The sequence below is a fragment of the Enterococcus sp. HY326 genome (assembly GCF_026157065.1).
Lineage (GTDB): Bacteria > Bacillota > Bacilli > Lactobacillales > Enterococcaceae > HY326.
This window is the reverse complement of record NZ_JANLGQ010000005.1, coordinates 83,175-98,890: the sequence shown is the minus strand read 5'-3', so window position 1 is coordinate 98,890 and position 15,716 is coordinate 83,175. Positions and strand designations below refer to the sequence as shown.

Genomic DNA, 15,716 nt, shown 5'->3' with positions numbered 1-15,716 from the left:
AATAATGGTTAAAAGAGGGGATATTTTTTATGCCGATCTCTCGCCTGTGGTGGGTTCAGAGCAAGGCGGCATTCGCCCGGTGTTAGTGATTCAAAATAATTTAGGTAATTATTTCAGTCCGACGATTATCGTGGCGGCCATCACCGCCAAGCTGGCCAAGCCCAAGCTGCCGACCCATATACAGATTGATGCGAAAATCAGCGGTATCGAAAAAAATTCGATTATTTTGCTGGAGCAAATCCGCACGATTGATAAAAGCCGACTGCGGGAAAAAGTTTGCCGCTTGGATCGGCGGGCGATGGAGGATGTTAACCAAGCCTTGTTGGTGAGTGTCGGTGTCGAGGCGTTAACGAAATCCGGTTAAGAATACATAGTTTGTTTCGTACATAGGAGATTGTGATACAAGGATTATCAAAATAAAAGACCAAAAAAAAGTTGTTTGGCGCAGGCCAAAGCAGGCGGTTTTAAATGAAACTGCTTGTGAGACTTATTAGAGGGACTTTTATTTTGAAACTTGTGTGGCAGTCTTTTTCTTTTCACAGTAGTGCTGGATATGATGGAGGTGAAGAAAGCATGAATTATCTTTTTTTGATTGTCGTACTAATTATTTTTTTATTTTTTGTCGCTCGAGCTGTCAGGCGAGCCATCCGCAATGTAAAGCATCCACGGCAAGTTTTAAACGGGTTGATTATTGAGAAATACAGCGACTCCCAAGGGAAATATCGAATTGTTTTTCAAATCCGTGACCAAGAAACCCATTACGAAATCTCACCTAATTTATTTCCAAGCGTTCAACCGCCAATGCGGGTAACCTTGACGGTGGCTGATGACAAGGTGATTACCTTTGACCCTTTGTAAAAAGGGGATTTTGATTCTGAATATAATTCTTTTTACAGATGTAATACTATCTGAATCATCTTGGTTTTGTTACTGTGGTTCAGTCGGTCGGCGAGCTAAAAAATACCTGTGCCTCTGCGGTCTGGTAAGGCTGTGCCGCACTTCTCAAAAATTAAGTAACATTTGCTGAATATTATTGGAGGAAATTATATCTGTCTTCCCTTGTATCACAGCAGTCTTTTTTTGAAAAACTAGTGGGAAATGTTAGATTTTTCTTTCAAATTCCGCTAAGATGTTTAAAGAACTCTTCCCATGACTGGCAGAAATAACTGACTATTCAGAAAATATCAGCAATTTTTGCGAGTTATGCCACGACAATATTAGGAAAGGAAAAAAATTAATGATTAAAAAGCTCATGGAAAATATTGGCGAGTATAAAAAGCAAAGCATCATCACGCCATTATTCGTAACCGGCGAAGTCATTTTGGATATTATTATTCCATTGTTAATGGCTCGCTTAATTGACCGGGGAATTGAAGGTCAAGACAGTCAAGAAATTATTCGTTTGGGAATTGCTTTATTCCTCTGTGCCCTTGTGTCATTATTCTTTGGCGCCATGTCTGGTCGCTATGCGGCAGTGGCCTCAGCCGGCTTTGCCCGCAACCTGCGCCGCAACATGTTCGCCCGCATTCAGACCTTCTCTTTTTCAAACATTGATCGCTTCTCCAGCTCAAGTTTAGTCACACGTCTGACTACCGACATCACCAACGTCCAAAATGCCTATCAAATGATTATCCGCATTTTAGTCCGCAGTCCTTTGATGTTAATCTTTTCATTGATTATGGCCTTTTCAATTAACAGCCAGCTCTCAATGATTTTCTTAGGCGTGGTGCCTGTGTTGGCAATTGGTCTAGGGATTATTATCCACTTCGCTTTCCCAGTTTTTCAACGGGTCTTCAAAATTTATGACCGGTTGAACAATGTTGTGCAGGAAAATCTGCAGGGCATTCGTGTTGTAAAATCTTATGTGCGGGAGGACTATGAAGAAGGAAAATTCGGCCGAGTGTCGACGGATATCTTCAAAACCTTCTCGAAGGCGCAGCGAATTGTCGCCTTCAATATGCCAGTGCTGCAAACTTGTGTATACGCTTGTATGCTTTTGCTTTCGTGGTTGGGTGCCCGCTTAATTGTTGAACAAACTTCTTTAACTACGGGTGAATTAGTTAGTATGTTCACCTACACGATGCAAATTTTGATGAGCTTAAATATGCTGTCAATGGTGTTTGTGATGGTGATTACCGCCCGGACTTCTGCCGGTCGGGTCGTCGAAGTTTTAAATGAAGAAAGTGATTTAAAAAATATTGCCAACCCGATTACTACTGTTCCAGATGGTAGTGTAATTTTTAAAAATGTCGCCTTCAGCTATGCCGATGATAAAAATAAATTGGCGTTAGAACCGACCAACTTATCGGTGAAGTCCGGTGAATTTATCGGTATTATCGGAGGAACTGGGAGTGCTAAGTCAACTTTGGTGCAGCTGATTCCCCGTTTGTATGATGTCACCGAGGGAGAAGTTGAAGTTGGCGGTGTTGACGTCCGCAACTATGATTTGGAAACGTTGCGGGATGAGGTGAGTATGGTGCTGCAAAATAATGTGCTCTTCTCCGGCACCATCAAAGATAATCTGCGCTGGGGAAATCCTAACGCAACCGATGAAGACATTATTCGCGTCTGTCAAATCGCTCAAGCCGATAGTTTTATTGATGAGTTTCCTGACAAATACGACACGATGATTTCCCAAGGGGGAACGAATGTGTCCGGTGGTCAGCGTCAGCGTCTGTGTATCGCCAGAGCCTTGTTGAAAAAACCAAAAATTTTAATCATGGATGATTCAACCAGTGCGGTGGATACTAAAACCGACCGTAGCATTCGGGAAGGCTTGAAAAAAGAAATTCCAGGTACGACAACGTTTATTATTGGACAACGGATTTCTTCTATTCAAGATGCTGACCGGATTATCGTCATGGAAAATGGTGAAATCAACGGCATCGGCACCCATGATGAATTGCTACAAAGCAATCAAATTTATCAAGAAGTCAACGAATCTCAAACGAAAGGATTTGGTCAAAATGAAGAATAAAAATCAACGTCCAACCGGCCACAATCCTGGAAAAACTTTGGGTCGTTTACTGTTAACCATGTTTCGTCTTTATCGTTTTCGTTTGCTTTTCGTCTTAATTTTAATTTTGCTCAGCGCCTTTGCTAACGTGCGGGGTTCCTTGTTTTTGCAAACGGTCATTGACCAATACATCACGCCAATGATTGGCAGCAGCAATCCTGATTTCAGCGGCTTGCTGAAGGCTGTTATGATGATGGCGGGAATTTACGTGGTGGGGATTGTCGCCGGGTTGATTTATAACCTGATGATGGTGACCATCAGTGAAGGCACTCAGAAAAAAATCCGCGACCAGATGTTTGAGCATCTGGAAAGTTTGCCAATTCGCTATTTTGATACTAATTCTGACGGTAATATCATGAGTCATTTTACGAATGATACCGATACCTTACGCCAAATGATTTCCCAAAGTATTCCCAGCCTGCTTTTAGCGATGGTTACCTTTGTGGCGGTCTTTATTGCGATGCTCAGCCTGAGTATTCCGCTTACTATTTTCGTTATCTTTTCTGTTAGCCTGATGTTTTTTGTGATTCGCTTTGTCGCAAATCGCAGCGGTAAATATTTCGGGGCGCAACAGCGGGACTTAGGTCAGGTTAATGGCTACATTGAAGAAATGATGCACGGTCAAAAGGTCGTGAAAATTTTTAATCATGAAGAAAAAGTAATCGATGATTTTGATGTCTTGAATGATGAGCTGCAAAGTAGTGCGACCAAAGCTAATGCCAATGCCAATCAGCTGATGCCAATTATGATGAACCTATTGAACATTCAATATGTTTTGGTTGCGATTATTGGTGGCTTGTTATCAGTTTATGGTGTTTCTATCTTATCAGTCGGGATGATTGCTTCATTCTTACAGTTGAGCCGCTCACTGAACGGCCCAATCTCACAAATTTCGCAACAAATTAATTTTGTTATCATGGCTTTAGCCGGTGCGGAACGGATTTTCGAATTATTAGATGAAGAACCGGAATCTGATGATGGTTATGTGACTTTAGTCAACGCCACTGAAACCAATGGCGTTTTAAGCGAGTCCGTCGACCGGACAGGCATCTGGGCTTGGAAACATCCCCACGATGACGGCCATGTGACCTACACTAAATTAACCGGCGACGTTGTCTTTGAAGATGTTGACTTTGGTTATGAGCCGAATAAAATGGTGCTCCACGATATCAATCTCTACGCCGAGCCTGGTCAAAAAGTCGCCTTTGTCGGCGCAACTGGTGCCGGAAAAACGACGATTACTAACTTAATCAATCGTTTTTACGACATTCAAGACGGTAAAATTCGTTACGATGGCATCAATATTCAAAAAATTAAAAAGCATTCCCTGCGGCGTTCTCTAGGAATTGTGTTGCAGGACACGCATTTATTTACGGGAACTATCCATGAAAATATTCGCTATGGAAAATTAAATGCCACCGATGATGAGGTGGTGGAGGCGGCGAAATTAGCTAATGCCGATTGGTTCATCCGACATCTGCCGAACGGCTATGAAACGGTGATTACTGGTGACGGTGAAGGACTGTCGCAAGGACAGCGGCAATTATTGGCGATTGCCCGGGCGGCGATTGCTGATCCGCCGGTGATGATTTTAGATGAAGCGACCTCTAGTATTGATACCCGGACTGAACGCATTGTTCAAGAGGGGATGGATAAATTAATGGAGGGGCGGACCGTTTTTGTTATCGCCCACCGCTTGTCAACGATTCAAAATTCCAGCGTTATTATGGTGATGGATCACGGCCGCATTATTGAACGGGGCGACCACGACTCCCTATTAGCTGAAAAAGGTATGTATTATCAACTTTACACCGGTAAGGTTGAGCTAGATTAAATAAAGTAATCCCTGAGAACCACAGCGTTGTTTGCTGTAACGACATCAAAAACTATTTTTGGTGTCGTTACATGCCGCTAGATTCTCAGGGATTTTTTTGCTATTTTTTTTTCAAGTTTTGAAATAATTCCGCAAAATCTCGACGTCTTAATAGAAATAATAATAAAGCGACCACCAATAATGCCATCCGCAATCTTGGATCGCTAATAAAGCCTAAAAAGATATTTGCCAGATAAATTAAGCAGACAATCAAGGTGATAATGTTTAACCAATTTTTTTTATTCATGCGTTGTTTCCTTCTTCTCTATAGTTCATAGCTCGGATGTCTATGATTGTATCATAACAAGCATAGCAGACTAAAGCGCTAGCTAAAAGCAACTATGCAAAGTTTAAAATTGGATTTTGGCGATAGTGGGAAATGATGTTGCTGGCGCAAAGAATATGCACTAGCAATTTCCGCAGAATAAATTGCTTGTCCTGTTTAAAATTTTTAGCGACGAGCCTAGTTTTTATTTTCTAGAGGTCAAAATTTTTCAAGCTATTTCCCTATCCACGCACAACAAACACCTTCAAAGCTATCAAAATTATCTGAACTTTTTTAATCAGGCTCCCTCTTCTCTCAAAAAAATTAATTTCTGAAAATTAAAATAATTTCATTGACAAGGGATAATTATTAAAGTACACTCATTAAAAATTAATAAAATTCTATTGAAGAGCAGAAGTAATCTGGGAAGTAGTATAGCGAGGTCTGGTGAGGGTGAAAGTCAGCCCTACGGAAAGGATGAAGGATGGGCTTGGAAGAAAATTGTCTCAGACAGTTTCGGAAAATTTCCGTTATCAAAAACCAATTTCATTTGGTGAGGAAAGCTTTTAAGCTTTTGAATTAAGGTGGTACCACGTTTCGTTAATACGTCCTTTCGCTACTCAAAACGAGCGAAGGGATTTTTTATTTTTATTACAGCAATCAGGGGGAAAAAGAATGAATAAGTTTTTTAAAGTAACGGGAATAATTGGCTTAACAGCGCTGCTTTTAGCGGGTTGTTCTAGCGACAGTAACGCAACGAATGATTCTTCGCAGGCAGCATCATCGTCCAGCACACAAATGGCTACAGAACAAGCTATTGATGTCAGCTTGCCGGCCCAATTGTCAACGTTGGACACCACTCAGACAACTGATAAAGTGACCTTCACCGTCGCCCAACAAATTTTTGAAGGCTTGTATCGCTTGGATGAAACCAGTACGCCAGTGCCTGGTTTGGCAGAATCTGTTGATATTAGCGATGATGGTTTAGTTTACACCTTCCATCTGCGGGATGATATTCATTGGAGCGATGGGACGCCGATTACATCCAATGATTTTATGTATGCGTGGAAAAAATTAGTCACACCGGAAACAGCTGCACCAAATGCTTATTGGTTAGACAGTGTGGTGAACAGTGCGGATGCGAGACAAGGAAATGCTGATGTCGATTCAATCGGCTTAGCTGCGCCAGATGACCAAACGTTTGAAGTGACACTAGCCAATCCCCAGTCGTCATTTCTTTCAGTGATTTCGATTGCTTGGTTAGCCCCGCAAAACGAAGAGTATGTGGAAGCTTTAGGGGACGATTATGCTTCTTCTAGTGAGAATATGATTTACAGCGGACCGTTTATTTTAGAAAACTGGAGTCAAGTTTCTAATACATGGACGTTGACAAAAAATCCAGAGTATTATGATGCGGATGTAGTCCAACTGGCAACAGTCGAAGGCTCAACGATTGTTGAAGAAAATACCGGCATCAATATGTTTGATACCGGCGAGTTGGATTTAACCCGCATCAGCGGTCAATTCGTTCAACAATTCCAAGACAGCGAAGCCCTGGTCAACCAACAGGAAATTTCAAATTATTTCCTAGATTTTAATAAAACCACCAATGATGCTTTAGCCAATGCCCATTTGCGTAAAGCGATTGCCCTGGCGATTGATAAAGAAGGCTTAGTCAACAATGTCTTGGCCGATGGGTCTACTGTTTTAAATGGTTTGATTCCAGCCAATTTATACACCAATGAAAATACTGGCGAAGATTTCCGCGCTTACAGCGGTGAGTACAATGTGTATGATCTTGATGCAGCGGCTGAAGAGTGGGAGCAGGCCACCAGTGAACTAGGCGACAGCATTTCCCTATCACTGTTAGCTAATGATTCTGATAACGGCAAACGAATTGCGGAATATATTCAAGCGCAATTGCAGGACAACTTAGAAGGATTAACAGTGACAATTGACCAGCAGCCTTCAAATAATTTAAACCAGTCCCGCAGAGATGGCAATTATGAAATGTCTTTATCTGGCTGGATTGCCGGCAGTAACGATTTGAATTCTTATTTCAACTTATACCGCAGCGGCTCATCTTATAATTATGGCGGCTATGAGAATGAGGAGTATTCAGCCTTAGTCGAGCAAGCCAACACGACTGATGCCAATGACATTGATGCCATGTTTACCGACTATCAGGCAGCTGAGGAAATTTTATTAGCTGAAGATGCTGCACAGGTGCCATTGTACCAAAGTGCTGCCAATTATTTAGTTAATCCTAATTTGCAAAATGTGATTTATCACAGCTATGGCGACTACTACAATTTCCGTGAAGCTTATTTAACGGAGTAAGGTGGAATTATGAGTGAGTTACTAAATGATTTTATCGAATTTGTCAAAATCAACACCCGTTCGGATGAAAGCTCAACAACCATTCCCACAACCAGTGGTCAAATTGTCTTAGCAAAATTGTTAGAAGAGTGCCTTAATGGAATGGGTTTAGAAAATGTTGCTTACAACGAAGCGAACAGTTTTGTTATCGGCAAACTTGCCGGTAATAGCGAGAAACTGGCTATCGGATTTATCGCCCACGTCGACACCGCCGATTACAATGCTGAAAATAATCAGCCGCAGATTTTTAAAAATTATGACGGCCAAGATGTTTTGTTAAATGCTAAAGAGCAGCTGGTGATGGAGGTCGCTGAATTTCCCAATTTAAAAGATTATGTTGGAGAAACCCTGATTACCACCAACGGCTTGACCTTATTAGGCGCCGATGATAAAGCTGGCATCGCAGAAATTTTAGCTTTGCTCCGCTATTATCTGGCCCATCCGGAAATTGAAAGAGGCGACATCTGGGTGGCCTTTGGTCCCGATGAAGAAATCGGTCGTGGGGCGGATCGTTTTATTGCTGAAGATTTTCCGGTGGCCTTCGCTTACACGATTGATAGCGGCCGAGTAGGGCATTTTGAATACGAAACATTTAATGCTGCCAAAATTGAAATTACTATAGCCGGGACAAGCGTCCATCCCGGCACGGCCTATCACATGATGGTCAATGCTTTAAAATTGGCCAAAGAAATTGACAATGCTTTGCCAGCCGATGAGGTGCCAGAGGAAACTCGTGGTTACGAAGGATTCTATTTGCTCCACGAGTTATCAGGCACCATCAGCGAAGCCAAGTTGAGCTATATCATCAGAGACCACGATATGGACAAATTTAACGAACGAAAAATACGGATTGAAACAATTATCGCTGCAATCAATCAGCGCTTTGAACGCCCACGAATTACGTACCATATGTTTGACCAATATTACAATATGCGCCAAGTCATCGACCAAGCGCCGCTTTCAAAAGAGCTACCGATTGCCGCTATGAAAAATCTCGGCATCGAACCAAAAATTACCCCTTTTCGTGGCGGCACAGATGGCTCAAAAATTTCCATGAAGGGCATCCCTACGCCGAATATTTTTACCGGTGGCGAAAACTTCCACGGACAATATGAATTTATCACTTTGGAGGCCATGGAAAAAGCTCGGGACACGCTGATTGAGATTGTGCGGTTGGCGGGGCTGGAATAAAAGAAATGAACTTGAGATGATAAAAGAAGAAACGGCTGAAGGGATTGTCCTTTAGCCGTTTTGGTTTGTATGACATGGATAAGAGTTGGTGATATAATAATTTTATACTAACTAAATAGTTTGTCTTGAAGGGCTAAAGGTTAGCAAAGGAGGAGTATCTCATGTGTGAATTGTTTGATGAGTATGCCAATTATAGTGAAGATGATTCAACGCTGTATTTTGTCTATGGCCGGACCTATTCGGAATTCGAAAATGAACCGCTGAAATTTTTTTCTGCAGCGACTCTGGCACTATCTTTTGAGCCAGCACCAAAAGGAAAATACTTCCACGACTTTATGGTAGTCTTTAACGAGAAGAAACCAGAAGTAGCCGACCATCCGAAACTTTTGGAAGTAGCCCGTTGGACCGATTATGGCAGTGTGTTGTATCGTGTCAAAACGCTTATTTCAAAGCAAGAGCTTTTTCAGGCGGTGGCAGAGGAGTTTTCCTTAACTTCAGAGGATTTTCTTGTTTCTGGGACAAAACTCGATTCCCGTTTCATTGATATTTAAAAAATGTTGAGGCTTTGGCAGCTAATTTGTGCTAAGCCTTTTTATTTTCCTGTCAATCATAGGAAAATTTTTGCGCAAGTCACCGTCAATATTTATAAAGTTCTCCATGATTATGCTAAAATTAGGCTAGAAATAAGTTTAGAGGTGAAGTGGATGAGCTATTTTGAAAATCTGGATATATCAGATCTTTCCAATGTTGAACAGGAAATCTATCGGTATATTGTCAACAACCCTGAAAAAATTCCTTATATGCGGGTGCGGGATATTGCAGAGAATTCCCATACATCGGCGACCTCCGTCTTTCGGTTTATCAACAAAATTGGTTACGAATCATTTACTGAATTCCGCTTGTCCTATAAGCAAAAATTGAAATTAGCTGAGGCGCAAGAGGGAATCAATGACAATATTGACCACCATTTTCAGATATTAAAGCGGGATAATTTTAATCAGGATTTAGCTTATCAAATTGAGAAGGTCACCAATATTTTAAGACAGGCAGACATTACTCTGTGTTTTGGAATTGGTCAATCTGGCAGCATTGCGGAATACACTGCCCGAAAAATGCTGAACCAAGGCTTTAATGCGATTGGGATTAAGGATTTTATTTATCCAATTAATAGCCACTTTCACCGCAACCAAAAAAATGTACTGCTAGTATTTACTTCCTCTGGTGAAACCCAAGAAATTTTGGAACGGATTGCCAGCATCGAGTTGCGGCAGGAGGTTTTTATCTGCTGCATAACTAAAAATCGGAACAGTCCAGTCGCCAAACTATGTGATTATGTAATTGACTACACTATTCAAAATGCTAAGCGGAATGTCCTACATATTGATTTTTCTACACAGCTACCAGCCATGTTTATCGCAGAATTGTTAACAGATCACTTATAAGCGTCGTCGCCCGCTATGGAACAAGCTGTTCCGTAGTGGGATTTTTTTTATTGTTATAGTATCCGGTTCTTTAATGAATGAAAAGGGTTACATCCTGTGGTTTATTATGATTAAATGCAATCAGATATTATTTTAAACTTAAATACTGATTGGGAAGGTGGGACGTAAGACTGGCTTTAACTGAGAGGTAAGCACTTATTTTTTTTAGAAAATATTTTTAAAGAGCAAAAACGATGAATACTTTTATTAATGAAAAAATATTACCACCGGTTTTAAAATTCGTTAATACGAAAGCGATTACAGCTTTACGTAACGGGATGCTTTACACCATGCCATTTACGATTGTCGGATCTGTATTTTTACTTTTGGCAAATTTCCCAGTGCCAGCTGTTTCTGAATTTATAACTAATCAAGGCTGGGCGGATTATTTCAATCAAGCATATGGCGCATCTTTTGCAATTATGGCGTTATTTGCTGTAATGGGAATAGCCTATTCCTATGTGAAGACAGAAGGCTTCGAAGGATTGCCAGCTGGGATGATTGGTTTAGTTATTTTCCTTTTGACTATGCGTTCAAGCGTGACAGATGCAGAATCTGGTGTAACGATTGCCAATGTCATTGATAAAACTTGGACTGGCGGTCAAGGAATGATTAGTGCCATTTTAGTTGGTCTATTCGTTGGTTGGGGTTATTCTTGGTTCTTGAAACGCGATGTACGGATTAAATTACCTGAACAAGTTCCTGAAAATGTTGCGAACTCATTCACTGCTTTGATTCCTGCAGCGGTTTTAATTACTTTTGCGATGTTTGTTTACATTTTATTTGATGCTTTGATGGACACTACAATGGTACAATGGATTTATGATGTGATTCAAAGCCCAATGCAGGGTGTGACTGATAGTTTAGGTGGCGCATTGATGCTAGGTTTTTTGGTACCATTTTTATGGTTCTTCGGAGTCCATGGCTCCACGATTGTCGGCGGGATTATGGGCCCAATTTTACAAGCGAACTCTTTAGAAAACACTGCAATCAAAGAATCTGGACTTGAATTAACAGTTGCAAACGGCGGTCATATCGTAACACAACAGTTTTTAGATCAATTTATGACAGTGACTGGTGCTGGTATGACAATCGGGATTGTCGTTTACATGGTATTTTTAGCACGGTCTGCACAATTTAAGCAATTAGGTCGTTTATCAATTGGCCCGGCTTTCTTTAACATCAATGAACCAATTATTTTTGCAACACCAATTGTAATGAATCCAATTATGGCTATTCCGTTTATCTTGACACCAGTTGTTTCTGGAGTTGTCACATACTTCGCCCTTTATACCGGACTTGTGCCGCTGTTTACGGCCGTACAAGTGCCATGGACAACACCACCAATTATTTCTGGTTTCTTAATCGGGGGCTGGCAAGCAGCATTGTTGCAAGCTTTTGTATTAACACTTGGTTTCTTTATCTACTTGCCGTTTATCAGAAAAGTAGATTCTATGAATTACGCCCAAGAAAACGGCATGGACGAATTAGCAGCAGTCGAACAAGGCTAGAAAGTGGTTATAAGAATGACAATTTTAAAAAAAGATTTTCTATGGGGCGGTGCAGTTGCCGCCCATCAATTAGAGGGCGGTTGGCAAGCAGGCGGCAAAGGAGTTAGTGTTGCCGATGTGATGACGGCTGGAGCCCATGGCGTTCCCCGCAAAATTACGGATGGCGTGCTGCCGGGAGAAAATTATCCCAATCATGAAGCGATTGATTTTTATCATCACTACAAAGATGACGTGAAATTATTTGCTGAATTAGGTTTGAAATGTTTCCGGACTTCCATCGCTTGGACACGGATTTTTCCAAAGGGGGATGAAGCGGAGCCCAATGAAGCTGGCTTACAGTTTTACGATGATTTATTTGATGAATGTCTGAAATATGGAATTGAACCAGTGATTACTTTGTCGCATTTTGAAATGCCTTATTATTTGGTGACAGAATATGGCGGCTGGCGCAATCGCAAAGTCGTTGACTTCTTTGCAAAATTTGCCGAAACAGTTTTCACCCGTTACAAAGATAAAGTGAAATTCTGGATGACTTTTAACGAAATTAATAATCAAGCAAACTTCAATGAAGATTTTGCCCCGTTTACCAATTCTGGTTTGAAATATGAAGCCGGGGAAGACCGGGAAAAAATCATGTACCAAGCGGCCCATTATGAGCTAGTGGCCAGTGCTCAAGCGGTGGCAATCGGCCATCAGATTAATCCCGATTTTCAAATTGGTTGTATGATTGCGATGGTGCCGATTTATCCGGCCTCCAGCAAGCCTGCTGATATGATGGCGGCAACTGTGGCGATGCAACGACGCTATTGGTTCACGGATGTGCATTGTAAAGGTGCCTATCCAAGTTTTATTGAAAAATATTTTGAACGGAAAAATTTCCAACTGGACCGCACAAATGAAGATTTTGAGTTACTAAAAGCGGGCACAGTCGATTATATCGGTTTTAGCTACTACATGTCATTTGCAGTTGCCGACCAAGATGGTGCACCGGCCTTCGATTACGACGAAGCCAAAGATTTAGTTCGCAATCCGTTTGTGGAGGCCTCTGACTGGGGTTGGCAAATTGATCCGCTGGGCTTGCGTTATTCCATGAACTGGTTCAATGAACGCTACGAAAAACCATTATTTATTGTTGAAAATGGATTTGGCGCCATCGATGAAATTGATGCAGCTTCTCACCGTGTAGAAGATGATTATCGGATTGACTATTTGCGGGCCCACATCGCCGCAATGAAGGATGCTGTAGAGTATGATGGTATTGATTTGATGGGTTATACGCCGTGGGGCTTTATTGATTTAGTTTCTGCTGGCACCGGTGAAATGAAAAAACGTTATGGATTTATCTATGTAGATAAAGATAATGAGGGAAATGGCACCTTAGCCCGCAGCAAGAAAAAATCCTTCGACTGGTATCATCAAGTCATCGAAAGTAATGGCGAAGATTTAGGCTAAACAATTCAAAAACTAGTTAAAAACAATCCTTTAGTCACACGGCTGAAGGATTGTTTTTTTAGTTTGTTAAAATCACTAAATGATTGAATTTAAGGAACTTTTTCTAGTCCGTGTAGGCTAAAAGGTCGCAAGTTTAGACTTTCTTACAAAATCTTCTTAGAAAGGCTAAGCAGCAAACACAAAATCTTCACAATTTCCGGTTAATATTAACTCATCCCAATAAAACAAACCCAATAAAACACTTTTTCATTTTTTACTCCTAGCCCAGCGGTCCCCGCCGATGGGCTCCCTTTTTGTCCTTAGAAAAGTTTTTCTTAGGTACAAACGGGCCGTATAAGTTCAACTAAGAGCGAAGCGGAAAATTGTATAAGAGTTGATGGAAGTTGAACTAGTATCCTAAACCCGCCAGTCCCCGCTGGCGGGTTCTATTTTGTTTTCAGAAAAAAATTCTAATAACATTAACCAGGCCTCAGCAACACCAGCTGCATAACAACTAAAAATCTAACTTATTTGGAAAACTTTTTATTAAAGAGTACACTTATTTTGAGGAAGGTGATTGTTTATGAAACGTTTTGCTATCAAGGATTATGGTGATCCAGAAAAAGTTTTTATTGAAGTAGCTGCTGAGCCGCGGGAAATGTCTCCCAAACATGTACGAGTAACGTTACAAGCTTTCGGAATTAATCCCTATGATGTTGGTCTTCGTCAGGGGAAAATGAAAGACGCTCGACCTGTGAAATTTCCTTATGTTCTCGGCAATGACGGCGCTGGAACGGTGATTGAAGTCGGCAGTGACGTTACCAACGTCACAGTTGGGGATGAAGTAATTGTTCATGCAGTCGGCGGGACTTACGGCGAAGAAATTGTGGTTCCCGGCAACAAAGTGTATCGCAAGCCTGAAAATATGAGCTGGAGCGAAGCGGCTGGGCTGCCAACGACCGGGATAACTGCTTATCATTTACTATTTAGCCTGTTATCCATTATGCCTGACCAAACGATTGTTGTTTTGGGAGCATCTGGTGGCGTGGGCTCCTTATTGGTTCAATTAGCTAAGGCAAATGGCAATCGTGTGCTGGCTTCAGCTTCAAGCAAGAATGAAAACTATGTTCGCAGCTTGGGGGCAGATAGTTTTGCTGCCTATGACAAGGAAAATGTTGGTCAGATTTTTGAAAATCAAGGAGACGTCGTGATTGATGCGACTAAAGGTAGTCGGGACTACGAAGCGGGAATGGACATCGCTAAGTATGGGGCGGATTATGTCGTTTTAAATGTGCTACCACCTGTAGAGTTTCGCAAACCAAATGTAGAATATCATCACTACGGTCCTAATCGAGACTATAGTGACCAAGAAGCTTTTGCAACGCTAGTTAAAAATTTCGAAAAGGAACAGCTGAAAATTAATATTGCCGAAGTATTTCCTTTTACTTTGGCATCAGTAATTGAAGCCCACGAACGAATTGAAGGGCATCCTTCAGCTGGGAAATTGATTGTTAAGAAGTAAAAATGCAGAGTCTAATCAATCGAATCCGTCACGGTGGATACGATTGATTAGATTTTTTTGCTGCACAACTGAGAAATGGCTAGTTCCATTTGCAAAAAAAATTAAAATTGGTATGATTTCAAAGGAAGAAATTTTTGTGAATGAGGGGCTTGGATGAGTAAAAAAAAGAATATGAATAAAAAAATTATTGCTGGTGTCGTGGTTGTTCTTGGATTGATGTTCGGGGGTAGTCAGGCGCTGCCAGAATTAGCGGAGAGCTGGCTGAATGGTGATGATGCCACAACTATTCTAGGTAATTTAACAGCGGGAAATAGCCAGATAACCGACAATGGCGGCAACACTGGGACCTTGCCTTACAATCAGGCAACCTATGATGAGCTGGCGGCTTTGGATTTTGCTAGCGGTGATGAGGCTGTGGTGACGGTCAATGACAATCAAGCGAGTCTAAATATTGCAGATTGGCAAACGAATCACGCCGTTTATGGAAATTTAGATGAATTGAATAGAACAACATTTGTTACAGCCTATATTGATGAAACGAATTTAGGCTCTTCGGAAAATCGTGGCAGTCAGGTCTGGCAGCCAACAGGATGGCATCAAAAAGAAGTCGACGGGCAGCCGATTTATAATCGCGGCCATTTATTGGCTTACACGAGCTCATTTAATTTAGATGAGGATGGCAATTATTTAGAAGGTGCTGAAGGCAGCGAGGACAATCCGAAAAATTTGGCGACTCAAAGCGCTTATTCCAATCAGCAGGTGCAAACAAAATTCGAAGCTAAGATTCGAGAGGCTCAAAAAATTTCCGGCAATCGGGTGCTCTATCAAATTGTCACGGTATTTCGTGGCGATGAATTGATGCCCCGGGGATATTGGCTACAGGCTGTGGACAGTGCGGGGACATTAGATTTCAATGTCTATGAATTCAATGTGCAGCCCAATGTGGTTTTTAACTACAGTGATGGTTCCAGTAAAATTGACCGAAGTATGACGGTTGCTGAGTAAGTTTCTAAAATTTTATTTTGAAAAATATCAGTCCAAAAGGCT

General features: G+C 41.4%; 13 protein-coding genes. 12 read left to right on the top strand and 1 reads right to left on the bottom strand.

Features of this window, described 5'->3' with window-relative positions:
• Positions 1 to 4 precede the first annotated feature (4 nt).
• The 4 genes from ORH16_RS13215 (at position 5) to ORH16_RS13200 (ending at position 4,850) form a co-directional block, all read left to right on the top strand.
• Complete coding sequence (locus ORH16_RS13215; RefSeq protein ID WP_265459322.1) at positions 5 to 364, top strand: type II toxin-antitoxin system PemK/MazF family toxin; 360 nt, start codon at positions 5 to 7, stop codon at positions 362 to 364.
• 209 nt (positions 365 to 573) lie between these two features.
• The gene (locus ORH16_RS13210; RefSeq protein ID WP_265459321.1) at positions 574 to 858 is read left to right on the top strand and encodes a hypothetical protein; all 285 of its coding nucleotides are present in this window, start codon (positions 574 to 576) and stop codon (positions 856 to 858) included.
• Positions 859 to 1,237: 379 nt separating this feature from the next.
• Entirely contained in the window at positions 1,238 to 2,977 is a 1,740-nt protein-coding gene (locus ORH16_RS13205; protein WP_265459320.1) for an ABC transporter ATP-binding protein, read from the top strand.
• Positions 2,967 to 4,850, top strand: coding sequence for an ABC transporter ATP-binding protein (locus ORH16_RS13200; protein WP_265459319.1), 1,884 nt, complete (start codon positions 2,967 to 2,969; stop codon positions 4,848 to 4,850). Before ORH16_RS13205 ends, ORH16_RS13200 begins: the two co-directional genes overlap by 11 nt.
• Positions 4,851 to 4,950: 100 nt before the next feature.
• Here ORH16_RS13200 and ORH16_RS13195 read toward each other — a convergent pair whose 3' ends face one another.
• Positions 4,951 to 5,136, bottom strand: coding sequence for a hypothetical protein (locus ORH16_RS13195; protein WP_265459318.1), 186 nt, complete (start codon positions 5,134 to 5,136; stop codon positions 4,951 to 4,953).
• Positions 5,137 to 5,829: 693 nt separating this feature from the next.
• Here ORH16_RS13195 and ORH16_RS13190 point away from each other — a divergent pair.
• From ORH16_RS13190 to ORH16_RS13155, 8 genes are all read left to right on the top strand, one after another.
• Positions 5,830 to 7,494: a peptide ABC transporter substrate-binding protein gene (locus ORH16_RS13190; protein ID WP_265459317.1), complete on the top strand. Its 1,665-nt coding sequence runs from the start codon at positions 5,830 to 5,832 to the stop codon at positions 7,492 to 7,494.
• A gap of 9 nt (positions 7,495 to 7,503) precedes the next feature.
• Positions 7,504 to 8,724, top strand: coding sequence for a peptidase T (gene pepT, locus ORH16_RS13185; protein ID WP_265459316.1), 1,221 nt, complete (start codon positions 7,504 to 7,506; stop codon positions 8,722 to 8,724).
• Between the two features lie 161 nt (positions 8,725 to 8,885).
• Positions 8,886 to 9,275: a hypothetical protein gene (locus ORH16_RS13180; RefSeq protein WP_265459315.1), complete on the top strand. Its 390-nt coding sequence runs from the start codon at positions 8,886 to 8,888 to the stop codon at positions 9,273 to 9,275.
• A 153-nt stretch (positions 9,276 to 9,428) separates the two neighbouring features.
• The gene (locus tag ORH16_RS13175; RefSeq protein ID WP_265459314.1) at positions 9,429 to 10,166 is read left to right on the top strand and encodes a MurR/RpiR family transcriptional regulator; all 738 of its coding nucleotides are present in this window, start codon (positions 9,429 to 9,431) and stop codon (positions 10,164 to 10,166) included.
• Between the two features lie 233 nt (positions 10,167 to 10,399).
• Positions 10,400 to 11,716 carry a PTS sugar transporter subunit IIC gene (locus ORH16_RS13170; protein WP_265459313.1) on the top strand — a complete coding sequence of 439 codons (1,317 nt, stop codon included), beginning with the start codon at positions 10,400 to 10,402 and terminating at the stop codon, positions 11,714 to 11,716.
• Between the two features lie 15 nt (positions 11,717 to 11,731).
• Complete coding sequence (locus ORH16_RS13165) at positions 11,732 to 13,168, top strand: 6-phospho-beta-glucosidase (protein ID WP_265459312.1); 1,437 nt, start codon at positions 11,732 to 11,734, stop codon at positions 13,166 to 13,168.
• A gap of 562 nt (positions 13,169 to 13,730) precedes the next feature.
• On the top strand, positions 13,731 to 14,669 hold the full coding sequence (locus tag ORH16_RS13160) for an NADP-dependent oxidoreductase (RefSeq protein WP_265459311.1): 939 nt from the start codon (positions 13,731 to 13,733) through the stop codon (positions 14,667 to 14,669).
• 153 nt (positions 14,670 to 14,822) lie between these two features.
• Positions 14,823 to 15,674 (top strand): DNA/RNA non-specific endonuclease, encoded by an 852-nt coding sequence (locus ORH16_RS13155; RefSeq protein ID WP_265459310.1) that lies wholly within the window; start codon positions 14,823 to 14,825, stop codon positions 15,672 to 15,674.
• The last annotated feature ends 42 nt before the right edge of the window (positions 15,675 to 15,716 follow it).